The organism is Bacillus pfraonensis (assembly GCF_050768835.1).
Classification (GTDB): domain Bacteria; phylum Bacillota; class Bacilli; order Bacillales; family Bacillaceae_G; genus Bacillus_A; species Bacillus_A pfraonensis.
In genome coordinates this window covers 1-15698 of the sequence record NZ_JAHCDO010000056.1, presented here as the reverse complement: position 1 = coordinate 15698, position 15698 = coordinate 1, and the positions used below count along the sequence as shown (strand labels likewise).

Below are 15698 nucleotides of genomic sequence, written 5' to 3'. Positions count from 1 at the left end.
GAACGCTATGACCCCTTACCCTCCTTTCCCAAAAAAGACGAAAAATTTCTTAATATCCATTCTATAACCTGCATTCATAATTTTTATATAATGGATATATTTCTATATTTAAATCGTTTTAACAGGAGGAAATTATAACATGGTTATTGATTTACAATATTTTTCTCATTTAATGCATCAAGCATTTTCAATTCCCATTTATTTTCTATCTACAACTAAGGAGATATTATTTGAATGTACTTCTCATAATACTTATAATCCTTTTTATTCACAGAAAAAAGAACAGTTGGGAGAGCTTTATGAAAAAGATAATCCCAAAAACTTCCCTTTTCTCAAGACGAATCGTTACCTAGAAAATTTTATTTCAATCCACATAGTAGATCACGAATATTTACAAGGAACACTTATCATTGGTCCATCTGTATATCCAAAGGTATCTAAAGATACTGTTATTAAGTTTATAAATGAGTTCAACCGAGGTATCAGGACACAAGATGTGATTTCCTATTTTCACAATGTACCTGTAGTTAGAAAAGTCACTTTAATTCATATAGGTATTTTTTTTCACTATTTGATTTTTAACGAAAAGCTAGATACAAACATCTTTTGGGAGCGAAATAAATTACTGGAGGAAACTCCTTACCTGCTTTCGAATCCTGACTTATATATTTCTACACGACGACAAAGCAACGCTGCTTATTATGATATATCATTGGAAAAACAATTTTTTACAGCTATAAAGGAAGGAAATAAAGAAAAAGTCATAGAATATGCATATGCATTTCCACAAGAGGAGGCCGCTATTTTATCCAAAGGAAATCAGCTAAGAAATCAAAAAAATAATGGCATAATTGCAATTACATTAGCTACCCGATATGCAATAGAAGGTAGCCTCCCATCGGAAATTGCATTTTCACTTAGCGAGTTATATATACAAACTCTCGAGCAATTAGATAACATGTACGCTGTAAATAGATTAATAGAAGATGCTTTATGTACGTTTGCGGATCGTGTAAAAGAATATAATACTCAAAAATACTCCAAAACTATAGGTGCCTGCTTAGACTATATTGCTAAAAATATTTATAACGAAATTACTCTAAATGATCTTGCTGAAAGTGTAAGTGTAAACCCTAGTTACTTATCCAATTTGTTTAAAAAAGAAGTTGGTATCTCTTTAAGCAAATACATACAAAATGAGCGAATAGAAGAAGCGAAAAAGCTATTAACATTAACCACATATTCTTTATCAGATATTTGTACCTGGCTTAATTTTAATGATCAGAGTTATTTTACAAAGGTATTTAAAAAGGTTACTAATATGACCCCTAGACAATATCGAGGAAAACACACTATGATTTAAAGATTCGAATTCTTGAAAGTATGAATTTGACATAAAGGCACAACGTTTAATGTGGTACTCCCCCATAAAGACTATCCATTAGTCTAAATCTTTATTTTTTAAGATCGGTAAATAATAATAGAGAAATGCCAATACTCCAGCAATACTTAGGGTTCTGTTGCAAAGTTTTCTAAATGAGGATACACTCTAGAAAAAAGAAGCCAGGAGAATCACAAATGCGATATTTTAAAGGGAAACAGTTCAAAAAAGATATTATTTTAGTAGCCGTGGGCTACTACTGTCGTTTTTCTTTAAGCTATCGCGATGTATCTGAAATCCTGAAAGAACGTGGTATTTCAGTTCACCCAACAACCATCATGCGATGGGTTCATGAATATGGCAATCTCATCTATCAAATTTGGAAAGTGAAAAATAAATCTGCACGATTATCTTGGCATTTGGATGAGACTTATATCAAAATTAAGGGGAAGTGGTGTTATCTCTATCGTGCAATTGATAAAGATGGCCATACATTAGATATTCAACTTCGTAAAAAACGAGATCATCAGGCTGCTTATGCCTTCATGAAAAGATTAGTAAAACATTTTGGAGAACCAACGGTTCTCACTACAGACAAAGCGCCGGCATTACTTTGTGCATTTAACAAATTAAGAAAACAAGGATTTTATCAAAAGACAATCCATTGTACAATCAAACATTTAAACAATCTTATTGAACAGGATCATAGGCATGTAAAGAGACGTTTTGCCAAATCCACAGGATTTCAAAATCTTCGTCATGCTTCACGTACGATAAAAGGTATCTATCGAGACCATTCATGCTCTATATAAACAAAGGCGAAGTCTTCAAAGAGACTCCGCCTTTTCAACGTAAAATGAACTTCAACAATTACTAGCTACTTCCTAAACATTGTTCCTCATTTACCAACCTGTTTATGCTTTTTCAAACTTTGCAACAGAACCTTTGTGATACTTCCGTAATTGTGGTAGCCAAATGAAAATAGTGAGAAGAGATAAGGTTCCCCAGCATCCGAGGGATCCTGACCACCCTAAACCTAACGTTGAAGAAATGGGGATACTTATTCCAGATCCAATAGCTCCAAATAAATTCATAGAAACAGCATAAATGCCTGTCATCATACCTATATTTTGTGCAAAGTTATGTTTAATAAGACTCGGTAATAACACATTACCAATTGCAATCGATGTACCAATTAAGACAGTTCCTACAAATAACGTACCTATCCCACCAAAAGAACGTATTCCAATTCCAACTATTAATAAGATTAAGGAAATAAATAGTGTAAATTCTATGCTAAAACGACGAGTTAACTTAGGAGCAAATGGGGATAAAAATGCGAATGTAAGTAACGGTACTGTAATAATTGTCCCTGCTAATGTATTAGATATACCCAGACTATCACGAATAGAAGATAATAGTGGCCCTACTGATGTTATTGGGGCTCTGAGATTTGCTCCAATTAAAATAACTCCTGCAATAAGTAATCTTCTTTTAATTTTTATATCCATTTTTTGTTTTTCTATTTGATGTAAAATCCTCATGATAGCTATAGCCCCTCCATATTGTTTAGTAATGGTATCCGCAAGCAGAAAGAATAATTGAATTATTTTTTCTGCTTGGCGATTACCTTAGGATTCTTTTCATTAAAATGAGGAAATCCGTGAAATAGTATTATTACCGAATAGGAGAACGACAAGTACCTACTTTTATGCCCAGAGAATTATAGTGATTCTTAATGTTTATAACAGCTTGACCACTCGTAACCTTATTAATTAATTCGTTTATTTTTCGAATGTCCACTGGTTTATTTGTTAATAAGTCACTGAAAATTTGTTGAATTTCTTTTGGATAAACATTTCCTACCATACTAGAAAGTCCATTACAACCATTCATTATCTTTTCTATAAGGTTTACATCTCCCCCAGCGAACATGATAAATTCATCTGGTAAAGTTGTATTTTCATGACGTTTAACATCACTCTCTTCTTTCATGCCTACCAGATTGGAGTGCTTCTGATTAATAAGAGTACTAAATGATTCAGCACTTAGCTCAAAACCTGTTCGAAAAGGATTGTTATAAAGTACAACATGTTTTGTGGTATGCTGCAATAACTCATTAATATAAGAAATAGCCTGTTCTTGCGTCGGCTGAATGTATGGAGGGAACTGAATTAGAATAGAATCGAAAATAGACTCCTCAAGTTTTTTAATCAATCTTATTGCATTTTTTGTTGTTGTAGCTGATACACCAAACATAAGTTCAACATGTTTAAAGTTTTGTTGGTTAAAATAATCGATAATTTGGATTCGCTCTTCAATACTCATTGAATTTTGTTCACCTGTAGTAGCAGATACAAGAAGAGACTCTATTCCGTTACCTGTTAAGTACTCAACAATGGAATTAAAGCCCTCTAAATACAAACTTTCATCTTCTTGAAAGGGGGTTGGAATAGCTACATTTAAATTTTTCATTTGTTTTATCCTCCGGCATTTATATTAAATAAATAATTCTACGTGAGATCAAATATAAAAAGTACTAGTTAATACCTTCTATTTTTTCTCTGTCTGTACAACGTGGCGGGGAGTACTCCCTATGGGTTCTTCTAAAAACCATGTACCCATTGAAGTAAGGACCGGAACATCCTGAAAAGTGAAAAGGATCGCATCCTCTGTTTCTGAAGTGTTGCAATGCTCATGAGCAGACCATGGAGGAGCTAGGAATAAATCACCTTTTTCCCATTCAATCTTCTCTCCATCTACAATACTAAAACCCTCTCCCTGAAATACTAGGTTTAAAGCCACATTCGTATGACGATGAGCCTTATTATGCTCACCTGGTTTGAAAATTTGTACTACTACATTCATTGTTGAGGAAGTACCATACGCATCTCCAGTATCCTTATGAATGAGGGATAAAGTTCCACGTCCACTTTCAAGAAAATCTTCTGATACAGATTCATTAAGCATGGGATAAATATCTTTCCATTTCCAAGAACATGCTCGAATGGCAGGCTTCTTACTCTTTTTTAGAAATTCACTATAATTGACAATATCTGTTCTTTGATTACTCATCCTATTAACCTCCTCAAAATTTTACACAGTTGAAAGATTTTTAATTTTGGAACTATACATCTCAATAAGATTAACCTTCGGTGTAAATAATAGTCTAAGATACTTCGATTAATAGAACAATTCAATTATTTATATAATAATTATAGTTTTAACCTATGATATAATTTGTATTACCTTAAGTTGCTGTAGAATTCATATAGAAGCTAACCATAATAAATGAGATCCTTGAGGCTTTACATAACATCAATTCATTAACTATCATTACTTTAACTAGGAGGCTTCAGAATGGAATTAAGACAACTGGAGTATTTTTATGCTGTGTGCCAAGAACTTCATTTTACAAGAGCTGCAGAAAAAGTTGGAATTTCCCAACCATCTTTAAGTCAACAAATCAGATTATTAGAACATGAAATTGGAACGCCTTTATTTGATCGAATTGGTAAGAAGACAGCTCTTACTGAATCGGGAAAACTACTCTTAAAGTATACTCGCAATATTTTTCACGAATTAGAACAGGCAAAAACTTCAATAAATGAATTAAATGGACTTCAAAGAGGCTCAATTTCGATTGGTACATTGTTAACAGTAGAAAATTATCTTATTCCACCCGCATTAATTAAATTTCACAAGTTATACCCAGCTGTTAAGATTTCTGTGCTAGGTCTACGTACTGGGGATATTCAAAAACACTTGTTAGAAAATAAGGTGGACTTAGGAATCGTTTTTTTACCTATAAAAGGCGATGAATTTGAAACACTTTCTTTATATACTGAAGAAATGGCTTTTGCAGTACCTGTTGAACATCCATTAGCACATCAGGATATGTTAGGGTTAGAAGTATTAGAGACGACTCCTTCTATTTTACTTCCTGAACAATATTTTATAAGACAACTTATAAATAAAAATTGCAAAGACTTGGGTTTTCTTCCGAGTCCTATTTTTGAAATTACAACTATGCAATCATTAATTAATATGGTAGCAGACGGTATAGGAATCACCATATTACCCGTCCCTTATCTAAAGTATCTTAACCAACCTAATATAAAGATCATTCCTATACGAAATTCTAAACTTGCTCGAAATGTGGGAATTGTCTATAGGAAGGATAAATATCTAGGTGCAGCTACACATATTTTCATTGATACGTTAAAAGAAATTTCGTTTAGTTTAAACTATGGTAATGCCGAAGGAAATAATTAAAGCCTGTGTACATGTTGTTAAATTCCAGTTATATAGTTGTAACAATATAAATAAAATCTCCGTACTGAATAAAAAAGCTATGAATCTTCAGGTTCATGGCTTTCTGCTATATAATTTCTAAAAACAATGTGTATTCAATCATTCTTTGTATATATCCTTATAATTATATGTTTTATAAATGATGTTAGTCCACACTATCCGTAACAAAAACGACCGTTTTTATTACATTTTGTATTTTAAAATATGAACTATCCTAAACGTTGAATTGGCCGTAACAAAATACTATTAGTAAAATGCCTTATTGTTACACTTAAATTTGATTATAGTAATAAATTACAGTGATTAACCTAAAATTGCATGTATCTCGGCTGAACCTCTAAGGGTTTTCTATGCTATAAAAAGACAATAAATAACCTGGAGTATTTCTATATCAATAGACATTTACACGTTTCTACAAATATATGTTTAAAAACATGCTAACATTAAACTGGCTATTCTTCATTTTAAATCAAATACCAATGTAGCTGCACTTAGGAGGTGATTATCTGTGGATTTTCTTAATGATTTTTTTACTTGGGCGTTTGAAAGACATCAAAATATCTTGAGTTGGTATATTCGTCCACTATTTTTATTGCCGTTTTGCTATTTTTCTTATAAAAGAAGTATCAAAGGGATAATAATCACTTTAGTTGCATTAGCTACAAGTATGTTTTGGTTTCCAAAACCTACAACAGTAAATTCCAAAGTGGAAGCTTTTTTGGAAATGGAAATGGATTATTTGTTTGGCAAGTGGAACTTTATTAAGATTGTGTTGTCCTCACTGGTTCCGGTGACAATGTTTGCTTTAGCATATGCGTTTTGGAAACACTCTTGGAAGTATGGAATACTTGTCATTAACTTAATTGCTATATTGAAAGTTCTATGGAGTTTATATGCAGGTGATGGTTCAGGAGTATCAATCGTTTTACCAGCTTCTATCGGACTGGTAATTTGTAATTTATTTATTTGGATTGCTTACAAAGTTGTAAAAAAAAGAGATAATGATAAATCAACAAATAATAATTTTTAATCATTTAAGATCATTACGAGATAAAAACTTCATAAAAAAAGCAGTAAAATAAATAACTGGTTCCTTAACGTACAGGGAACCAACTAATTTGTGTCCAAATTGTGTCTAAACGTATAATTTTCTTTTTTTGATATGATGCCCCATGCCCATCAACTTAAGAACGAAAGTTCATTTTGTTTCCGTTCTTAAGTTGATGGGCATGTGAACTTCCCTCCATCTACACTTCACTTAAAGAAGAGCTTCTAAGGTCATCGTACCTATCGGCATGAAGTTTACTTAGCTATCGAACCTGTCCCTTGCTCTATATGATTCTACTAACATAATCTCTCTCCTTGCTGGATGTTGATAGAAGCGTTCCAGTCCTTATCTGCAAAAAAATGCACTCACATTAGAGTGAGTGCTCTGAAAAAGGTTGAGACTCCTCCATGGGAGTATAGTCTTTATAAGGAGAGTTTCTAATAGAAACGTATCTTCAATTTATAATGAATACTACAAAATTTAATCAAAAAGTACATGATTTTACAAAAAAATATTAAGTATTAGAAAACTCATTTTAGTCCAAAATCTTGAGATAACTGCATTGAATCTCTCAACTTCGAATATACTGACACTATCACTCTGAAAATAATATGTAATTAGTATAGAAAAGAATGAATTAACAATAGGAATATTGACTACATATAAATTAACAGGTTCTAGTGCAAAAAAAACGAATTTGGTAATGTATCATTTTTTGCACCCGAACCACGTGATTTAGGATACTTGGACTTAAAAGACTTACATACTATAGAAGAGTGTAATGCTTATCCGACAGAAGATTCCTTCCTCTAAAATGGGAAGGTGTGAAACACCAATTTTAGGTGGGAGATGAATGGCGGTAGGCGTAAGCCTATGTTTTTAGGGTTCTGTTGCAAAGTTTGAAAAAAACATAAACAGGTTGGTAAATGAGGAGCAATGTTTAAGAAGTAGCTAATAATCGTTGAAGTTCATTGTACGTTGAAAAGGCGGAGTCTCTTTGAAGACTTCGCCTTTGTTTATATAGGGCATGAATAGTCTCGATACCTTTTATCGTACGTGAAGCATGGCGAAGATTTTGAAATCCTGCAGATTTGGCAAAACGTCTCTTTACATGCCTATGATCCTGTTCAATAAGATTGTTTAAATGCTTGATTGTACAATGGATGGTAGTTTGATAAAATCCTTGTTTTCTTAATTTGTTAAATGCGTAAAGTAATGCCGGCGCTTTGTCTGTAGTGAGAACCATAGGTTCTCCAAAATGTTTTACTAATCTTTTCATGAGGGCATAGGCAGCTTGATGATTCCGTTTTTTACGAAGTTGAATATCCAATGTGTGTCCATCTTTATTAATTGCACGATAGAGATAACGCCATTCTCCCTTAACTTTGATATAAGTCTCATCCAAATGCCAAGATAAGCACGCAGATTTATTTTTCACTTTCCAAATTTGATAGATGAGATTGCCATATTCATGAACCCATCGCATGATGGGTGTTGGGTGAACTGAAATACCACATTCTTTCAGGATTTCAGATACATCGCGATAACTTAAAGAAAAACGACAGTAGTAGCCGACGGCTACTAAAATAATATCTTTCTTGAATTGTTTTCCTTTAAAATATCTCATGTCTGATTCTCCTAGATCCTGTTTTCTAGAGTGTAGCTTCATGTAGAAAACTTTGCAACAGAACCAACAGGATCATAGGTATGTAAAAGAGACGTTTTGTCAAATCCACAGGATTTCAAAATCTTCGTCATGTTTCTATATGAATTCTACAGAAACTTAAGATAATGCAAATTATATCATAGGTTAAAACTATGGTTATTATATAAATAATTAAATTGTTCTACTAATTGAAGTATCATAAACTGTAAATTGTACAGGATAATAAACCTTACAAAAAAATATTGGGAGGTATTTTAAATGAAAAAGATGAAAAAATTTGTAGGAATTGCACTAGCTACTGCAATTGGATTTGGTGGTTTAGGTATGTTTACGACAAATGCGAGTGCTGAAGAATCGAAGAATCCTGTTTCTAATGTACAAGGTCTTGCTAGTTCGGTTATTCTTGAAGATGGAATTTTTGCTTTTCCAAATGATTCGTCAAGCCAAAGTATAACATACAATATTAGCAGCAGTATGGGTGATGAAGTTAACTTTTGGTTAGATAATACTATTTTAAATACTGATCTTAAATTTAAAGTGTATACACCTAATGGAAAAACGCTTTATCCTTCTAAGGTATATACTTCTGGAGCTGATAGCTACAAATTAAATGTGAATTTAAATTCTTATGGGTATGGAAATTATAAAGTTAAAATCTATTCTCCTTCAGATACAAGAGGTGGGGAGTATGGATGGAAAGTTAGAGTATTTTAGTTGTAATAGCAACCATATAAATTAGCATAATAGGGGTCACCATACATGCCCATCAACTTAAGGAGACGAATTTCCCCCAAAATGAAAAAAACGTTATTCTTTCAGTAAAATACTTGAAAAGATAACGTTTTTATGGTTCTCTCGCTTTCTGAATAAGCCCGTTGAATATGAATAACTGAGATATGTTTCACTCTTAAAATCACTGAATTACTTTTGAACTAGCACTAGATCTAGCCAGGATTTCGCCTCATTGTACAAAATTGGATTGTTTTGCGGCGTATAGTAGGTAAGGATTGCAACCGCCTGTGATACGACCCATCCGCGGGCCCTTGCCAATGTAGCATCGTCCGTACGGATAGCATCAAGGAACACATCGCGCGCCTCTGGCGAGTGCAACTTCCACGCGACCATTACATCACACGCAGGGTCACCTATGCCCATTGTCTCCCAATCAATCACACCGCTGATACGCTTATCACGCACGAGCCAGTTACGTACATCTAGATCGCCGTGATGCCAAACAGGAGGACCGTTCCATGTAGGCGCAGAAAGAGCCGACTCCCATACAGCAGACACCGCGGGATCGCCATTAAATCGTGCTAGCCAATATCGGAAGTCCTTGTCCCGTTGGGCCAAAGGAATGCCGCGTCCTAACGGCCCTCCCGTTGGATCGACTTGTTGCAGTGCTAGGACAAACCCTGCGAGATCGCGTGCTGCCTGAATCTCGTCAATCGCCTCTATCGGCACCGTTTCACCCCTCAGCCACGAATGTATCTCCCAAAACCATGGGTATTCGTTATTGGGGCGCCCTTGAGCGATAGGTACAGGGATTTCAAGCGGAACTAATGGCGCGAGTTTTGATAGCCATAAGAACTCGCGTCCTCCTGGTGTCGTCGGTCCTTCCCTTCTCGCTAGCCGAATGGAATATTCGTCGCCAAGTCGGAAAACGGTATTTACCGTTCCAACTGGCTCTACCTTACGAAGGGGCAACTCTGCCCAGCGGGGGAACTGATCGACAAGCAAACGACGCACAAGTCGTTCTTCAATTTCCAATTCGTCAGCATGCATCTTCTCGGACATCGTATGATCTCTCCTTGGTAGCTCTGACATAAACTTTTATTGGTGGAAAATTATAATAATGCTCCGTACACCAAAAGTCAAAAAGCCACACTTTTTTATTATAAAATGCAGTCACACCTGAATAAATTGATTTTTCTTAATTTATTAAATTGTAACATAACTCCTATAGGGGTCAACATACATCCCCCTTAACTTAAGAGATTTTAATACCCTTAAATACAAAAAAACGTTATTCTTTTTGTAGAAATATACAGAAAGGATGGTGTTTTTTATGAATCTTTCGATTCAGAGTGAACTACAATTATTTGCTGAAGAATTATATGAACATCTTACTCCTTCATTTTTGGAAAATCTCGCTAGAGAACTAGGTTTTGTACAACGGAAACGTAAATTTTCAGGGCATGATTTAGCTACTATATGTGTTTGGATTAGTCAACGAGTAGCGAGTGATTCTTTAGTGAGACTGTGTAGTCAATTTCATGCTGTTACAGGAACACTCATGAGTCCAGAAGGACTCAATAAGTGTTTCAATAAAAAAGCTGTTTGCTTTTTAAAACACATTTTCTCTACATTGCTAAAAAGTAAAATTTGTGAAACATCAGTGATTCCAAGCTCTTCAATCGCTTATTTTCAACGAATTCGTATTTTAGATGCAACGATTTTCCAAGTGCCAAAACATTTAGCTAGTGTGTACCCTGGGTCAGGTGGTTGTGCACAAACAGCGGGTATAAAAATTCAATTAGAATATGATTTACATAGTGGGCAGTTTTTAAATTTTCAAGTTGAACCAGGGAAGAATAATGATAAAACCTTTGGAACAGAATGTTTAGCGACATTACGGCCTGGCGACCTCTGTATTCGAGATTTGGGTTATTATTCACTGGACGATTTAGATCAAATGGACCAACGCGGGGTATATTATATATCGCGGCTGAAATTAAATAATATGGTGTATATCAAAAATGAGTTTCCTGAATACTTTCGAAATGGGACAGTAAAAAAACAGTCTCAGTACATCAAAGTTGATTTAGAACACATTATGAATACCTTAAAACCAGGACAGGTCTATGAAATAAAAGACGCTTATATTGGAAAGGATAAAAAACTATTCACTCGGGTGATTATGTATCGATTAACAGAAAAACAACTTCGTGAGCGTATGAAAAAACAAATGTATACGGAAAGTAAAAAGGGCATTACATATTCGGAAAAAAGCAAGCGATTATCTGGCATAAACCCATATGTTACCAATACACCTTGGGAGATTATTCCGATGGAACAAATTCATGATTTTTACTCTCTCCGTTGGCAAATTGAAATCATTTTTAAAACTTGGAAATCTCTATTTCAAATTCATCATTGGCAAAATATTAAACAAGAGCCATTAGAATATCATGTTTATGGAAAACTCATTGCCATTTTTTTATGTTCTTCTACTATGTTTAAGATGCGCCAATTAATTTTACAAAAGAAGAAACAAGAATTAAGTGAATATAAAGCAATTGGAATGATTCAAGATCATTTACACATTTTATATCAAACTATACAGCAAAACACCCAAGAAATAACAAAGATCCTAGTCTGCCTGTTCAACCTCCTACAGAAGAATGGACGGAAATCTCATCGATATGAGAAGAAAACTGTCTTTGATATTTTGGGTGTTGTCTATGAGTATAATGGATTAAAAAAACAAAAGAAAGCTGCATAATTTTAAAAAAGATACTTATCTAGGTTTATTTGATATGCTCATTTTTAAAGATAAAAAGTACTCTAGGAGTTTTTTAGTGTATTTGAACGAAAGCTCATTTTGTTTCTGTTCTTAAGTTGATGGGCATGTGGCGGTATCCCTAATAGCGACCTTTATTAGGGTCACCGCCACCAATACTATCAAATACACGTTTCGCTAAGTTTGTATTTTCTTGTAAACCAGAGAATACGTGCTTTCCTGGTCCATATGCATATACACCTACATCTTCACCAGTATGACCATCAGTCGTCCAGCCTGTATAAGAGCGTACATTAAAGATTTTCTCAATTGCATTATCAATTTGCTTTACGTCTTTTGTTAGAGCCGCTTCGTTTACTGATGCAAGTTCTTCAGGTGTAAACTCTAAATCAACATTCACTTTTAATGTTTCTTCTACACTTGCACCATTTGCAATTTCTTTTGCTATAAAGTCTGGCGTACGTTTTGCTGCTTTTAAAACATTTGCGTCAAAGTTGTAGTTGCCATTTGCTCCAACAGTGAAACCACCTGTAGAATGATCTGCAGTAGCTACAACTAACGTTTCTTTATCTTTCTTTGCGAAATCAATCACTGCTTTGAATGCTTTTTCAAAGTCTTCCATTTCACTCATTGCTGCAACTACATCGTTATCATGATTAGCCCAATCAATTTGGCTACCTTCAACCATTAAGAAGAAACCATCTTTGTCTTTCTTTAAACGGTCGATTGCTGCTTTTGTCATGTCTTCTAAGGAAGGTATTTCTGTACCACGGTCAATCGCTTTATCTAAACCTCTTGGTGCAAATAAACCTAACACTTGCTCATTTTTGTCATTTAATAATTGTTCACGATTTGTTACATAGCTATAACCAGCTTTTTTAAACTCCTCTGTTAAGTTCCGGTCATCACGTACAAAATTATCTACACCACCGCCAAGAAGAACATCTACTTTATGATTACCTTTCACTTTTTCATCAAAGTAATCATTCGCAATTTCATTCATATTTTTACGGCTTACATCGTGTGCACCAAATGCCGCTGGCGTTGCATTTGTAATTTCAGAAGTCGCAACTAAACCGGTTGCTTTTCCTTTTTCCTTCGCTTGTTCCAATACTGTTTTTACTGGTTGTTCATCATTATCCACCGCGATTGCTGCATTATATGTTTTAATTCCTGTAGACATCGCTGTTGCTGCTGAAGCTGAATCTGTAATATTTTCATGCGCATCTTCTGAATATGTCATTTGTGTTCCAACGAAATATTGATCAAATGATGTTTTCTCCATTGCTTTTGTATTTGGATTGTCTTTCATATAACGGTACGCTACCATGGAAGAAGGACCCATCCCGTCCCCAATTAAAACAATTACATTTTTAATTTTTGCCCTGCTAGCCTCTGCAACTTTTTCATTCGAACCTACCACACTACACCCTACAGCAGAAGTAAATACTAAAGTTGATAATGCTAATAATGGGCCTGCTTTCTTCATAATCTTTTTCACATTAAATCCCCCTCAAAATTTGTTCCAATTTATCATCACTAATTTATATTACTTTTTCTATACAAATCAATATAAAAAATATTCATAACATATTTCATTTTGCAAAAACAAAACTTTTTGGTTCTGGTGCAAAAATAAAAGAGAATAAAGCGCATATACTCCTAGCGGAATCATATCTTATACTGCAAGCTCAAACAATTGATGGATAAATACTTTTTGATTTTGGGCAGACTAATCCCGTAAATCAATCTGTTCCTTTTTTGATCCTATGCATGGCTTCTACTCCCGAAAGAATGGATGGAGCTGTGTCAAAAGACTTGAACCCTAACATAGAAAGGACTCGCCTCTTAATGAACCGATGATCCTGTTCCACAATGTTGTTAAGATATTTCACTTGCCTTATTTGGATGCCTTCTGAAATCTTTTTTCTTCTTTTAACTTCTCAAATGCTGCTGGATAAGCTGGATTCTTATCTACAGTAATGACACGAGGATTGGATACGTGCGAAAAAGACAAGGCTTTTTTGAAAAAGCGCTTGACTGATTTGGCATTTCTATTTTTACTTAAGTAAAAATCAATGGTATTCCTTTTTGAATCGACTGCACAATACAAATACATCCATTGCGCTTTACTTTTATGTATGTTTCATCTACTCTCCACGAGTCATTGTTCTGCTTGAGATGACACGGGATTCTCTTATCTAAGTCAGGACCATATTGATGAACCCATCGCATAATTGTTTTGTGAACTATCGATAGGCCTCGTTCTTCCATTATTTCCACCAAATCATGAAAACTTAAGTTGTACCGTAGGTACCATCTTACCGTTAATAAGATAACATCAGGCTGATAATGTTTCCATTTGAACAAATTTTGGTTTCCCATACTGATTATGCCCCTTTTTTAGAGTAGTAGTATCAGTATGTTCAAGTTTAAGATATTTTTTGCACCAGAACCGTATGAAGTTTACTTAGCTATCGAGCCTGTCTCTTGCTCTATATATGATTCTACTAACGCAATCGCTCTCCTTGCCGGATGTTGATAGAGGCGTTCCAGTCCTTGTCTGCAAAAAAAATGCACTCACATTAGAGTGAGTGCTCTGAAAAAAGTTGAGACTCCTCCATGGGGCACAATCTTTATAAGGAGAGTCTTCTACTAAAAACGTATCTTTAATTTATAATGAATACTACAAAATCTAATCAAAAAGTACATGATTTTACAAAAAAATATCAAGTGTTAGAAAATTCATTTTAGTCCAAAACCTCAAGATAACTGCATTGGGTTCTGTTACAAAGTTGAAAAATAACCAAAAATAATGAGTATACGATACATGTTCTTGTATATTTTATAATGTTTATTCGGAACAATTGTATTTTCATTCTATATTTTGGGGGCGTTTAAAACTTTGCAACAGACCCCCTAATCGCTCTCCTTGCTGGATGTTGATAGAAGCGTTCCAGTCATTGTCTGCAAAAAAAATGCACTCACATTAGAGTGAGTGCTCTGAAAAAGGTTGAGACTCCTCCATGGGAGTACAGTCTTTATAAGGAGAGTTTCTAATAGAAACGTATCTTTAATTTATAATGAATACTATAAAATCTAATCCAAAAGTACATGATTTTACAAAAAAAATATTAAGTAAGGGTCGCGCCCCGTAGCCATCAGCCTAACGAAATTAAATGCCCAAAACAAGAACTTTACTTTTATACAGTTATTTATGAGAATTTAGCTCAAAAAAACATTCGCAAAGGTATAACCATATTAATACATTTCATAAGTGTTTAATCAAGCGTTTGTTTAAAGGCATTTAAACGGTTCTGGTGCAAAGATAAAATGAAAACTAACAAAACTTCGCAACAGAACCTTTGAATGCTTATCGTGAAGTATCTAAATTTATAAACTAAATACAGGTAAAAAAATATATGCTACAACTTACTGTAACCTTTAATAACTTTAGGTGAAATTAATGAATGAATCCTCTACCAAGTTGTTGTTCCGCCATAGCTACTAAACGTTTTGTGATTTCACCACCAACAGAACCGTTTGCACGAGATGTTGTATCTGGACCAAGTTGTACGCCAAATTCTTGTGCAATTTCATATTTCATTTGATCAATTGCGTTCTCAGCACCTTGAACCAATACTTCATTATTATTTCTGTTATTCTTTTTAACCATATGTATCACCTCCTACGGTTTTAATATGCTACGAAACATGGAAAAATAATTATTCCTTTTTATGGTAAATGGATGTTTGAAAGTTTCTGTTCC

Annotated in this window: 11 protein-coding genes and 3 pseudogenes; 6 read left to right on the top strand and 8 right to left on the bottom strand. The window is 34.3% G+C overall.

Annotated elements, in window-relative coordinates; translation table 11 throughout:
• Positions 1-139 precede the first annotated feature (139 nt).
• On the top strand, positions 140-1363 hold the full coding sequence (locus KFD70_RS27505) for a helix-turn-helix domain-containing protein (RefSeq protein WP_336454459.1): 1224 nt from the start codon (positions 140-142) through the stop codon (positions 1361-1363).
• 215 nt (positions 1364-1578) lie between these two features.
• Positions 1579-2236, top strand: a pseudogene (locus KFD70_RS27500) (IS6 family transposase).
• Positions 2237-2337: 101 nt separating this feature from the next.
• On the opposite strand, the pseudogene KFD70_RS27495 reads toward KFD70_RS27500, so the two are convergent.
• The 3 genes and pseudogenes from KFD70_RS27495 to KFD70_RS27485 all read right to left on the bottom strand — a co-directional run.
• Positions 2338-2925, bottom strand: a pseudogene (locus KFD70_RS27495) (MFS transporter); the annotation flags it as partial.
• A 133-nt stretch (positions 2926-3058) separates the two neighbouring features.
• On the bottom strand, positions 3059-3856 hold the full coding sequence (locus KFD70_RS27490) for a dihydrodipicolinate synthase family protein (protein WP_336454458.1): 798 nt from the start codon (positions 3854-3856) through the stop codon (positions 3059-3061).
• Positions 3857-3934: 78 nt separating this feature from the next.
• The gene (locus KFD70_RS27485) at positions 3935-4456 is read right to left on the bottom strand and encodes a cupin domain-containing protein (protein WP_336454457.1); all 522 of its coding nucleotides are present in this window, start codon (positions 4454-4456) and stop codon (positions 3935-3937) included.
• Positions 4457-4741: 285 nt separating this feature from the next.
• Between KFD70_RS27485 and KFD70_RS27480 the strand changes: the two genes are divergently transcribed.
• A complete protein-coding gene (locus tag KFD70_RS27480; protein ID WP_336454456.1) occupies positions 4742-5656 on the top strand; it encodes a LysR family transcriptional regulator in 915 nt (304 codons plus the stop codon).
• Positions 5657-6203: 547 nt separating this feature from the next.
• Positions 6204-6725 (top strand): hypothetical protein, encoded by a 522-nt coding sequence (locus KFD70_RS27475; RefSeq protein ID WP_336454455.1) that lies wholly within the window; start codon positions 6204-6206, stop codon positions 6723-6725.
• 958 nt (positions 6726-7683) lie between these two features.
• On the opposite strand, the gene KFD70_RS27470 is transcribed toward KFD70_RS27475, so the two are convergent.
• On the bottom strand, positions 7684-8370 hold the full coding sequence (locus tag KFD70_RS27470; protein WP_431613509.1) for an IS6 family transposase: 687 nt from the start codon (positions 8368-8370) through the stop codon (positions 7684-7686).
• A 297-nt stretch (positions 8371-8667) separates the two neighbouring features.
• Between KFD70_RS27470 and KFD70_RS27465 the strand changes: the two genes are divergently transcribed.
• The gene (locus KFD70_RS27465; RefSeq protein WP_336454584.1) at positions 8668-9123 is read left to right on the top strand and encodes a hypothetical protein; all 456 of its coding nucleotides are present in this window, start codon (positions 8668-8670) and stop codon (positions 9121-9123) included.
• Between the two features lie 207 nt (positions 9124-9330).
• Here the strand turns inward: KFD70_RS27465 and KFD70_RS27460 are convergent, their stop codons facing one another.
• A complete protein-coding gene (locus KFD70_RS27460; protein WP_336454585.1) occupies positions 9331-10203 on the bottom strand; it encodes an aminoglycoside phosphotransferase family protein in 873 nt (290 codons plus the stop codon).
• 271 nt (positions 10204-10474) lie between these two features.
• Here KFD70_RS27460 and KFD70_RS27455 point away from each other — a divergent pair, with 271 nt between their 5' ends.
• A complete protein-coding gene (locus KFD70_RS27455) occupies positions 10475-11911 on the top strand; it encodes an IS4 family transposase (RefSeq protein WP_336454586.1) in 1437 nt (478 codons plus the stop codon).
• A 139-nt stretch (positions 11912-12050) separates the two neighbouring features.
• Here KFD70_RS27455 and KFD70_RS27450 read toward each other — a convergent pair whose 3' ends face one another.
• From KFD70_RS27450 to KFD70_RS27440, 3 genes and pseudogenes are all read right to left on the bottom strand, one after another.
• The gene (locus KFD70_RS27450; protein WP_420792391.1) at positions 12051-13418 is read right to left on the bottom strand and encodes an alkaline phosphatase; all 1368 of its coding nucleotides are present in this window, start codon (positions 13416-13418) and stop codon (positions 12051-12053) included.
• A 243-nt stretch (positions 13419-13661) separates the two neighbouring features.
• Positions 13662-14314 (bottom strand): annotated as a pseudogene (locus tag KFD70_RS27445) (IS6 family transposase).
• 1078 nt (positions 14315-15392) lie between these two features.
• The gene (locus KFD70_RS27440) at positions 15393-15605 is read right to left on the bottom strand and encodes an alpha/beta-type small acid-soluble spore protein (RefSeq protein WP_431613508.1); all 213 of its coding nucleotides are present in this window, start codon (positions 15603-15605) and stop codon (positions 15393-15395) included.
• Positions 15606-15698: the final 93 nt, after the last annotated feature.

Coding starts and splice junctions, on each gene's coding strand:
- KFD70_RS27505 (WP_336454459.1), top strand. CDS start 140: ATGGTTATTGATTTACAATATTTTTCTCATTTAATGCATCAAGCATTT.
- KFD70_RS27490 (WP_336454458.1), bottom strand. CDS start 3,856: ATGAAAAATTTAAATGTAGCTATTCCAACCCCCTTTCAAGAAGATGAA.
- KFD70_RS27485 (WP_336454457.1), bottom strand. CDS start 4,456: ATGAGTAATCAAAGAACAGATATTGTCAATTATAGTGAATTTCTAAAA.
- KFD70_RS27480 (WP_336454456.1), top strand. CDS start 4,742: ATGGAATTAAGACAACTGGAGTATTTTTATGCTGTGTGCCAAGAACTT.
- KFD70_RS27470 (WP_431613509.1), bottom strand. CDS start 8,370: ATGAGATATTTTAAAGGAAAACAATTCAAGAAAGATATTATTTTAGTA.
- KFD70_RS27465 (WP_336454584.1), top strand. CDS start 8,668: ATGAAAAAGATGAAAAAATTTGTAGGAATTGCACTAGCTACTGCAATT.
- KFD70_RS27460 (WP_336454585.1), bottom strand. CDS start 10,203: ATGTCCGAGAAGATGCATGCTGACGAATTGGAAATTGAAGAACGACTT.
- KFD70_RS27455 (WP_336454586.1), top strand. CDS start 10,475: ATGAATCTTTCGATTCAGAGTGAACTACAATTATTTGCTGAAGAATTA.
- KFD70_RS27450 (WP_420792391.1), bottom strand. CDS start 13,418: ATGAAGAAAGCAGGCCCATTATTAGCATTATCAACTTTAGTATTTACT.
- KFD70_RS27440 (WP_431613508.1), bottom strand. CDS start 15,605: ATGGTTAAAAAGAATAACAGAAATAATAATGAAGTATTGGTTCAAGGT.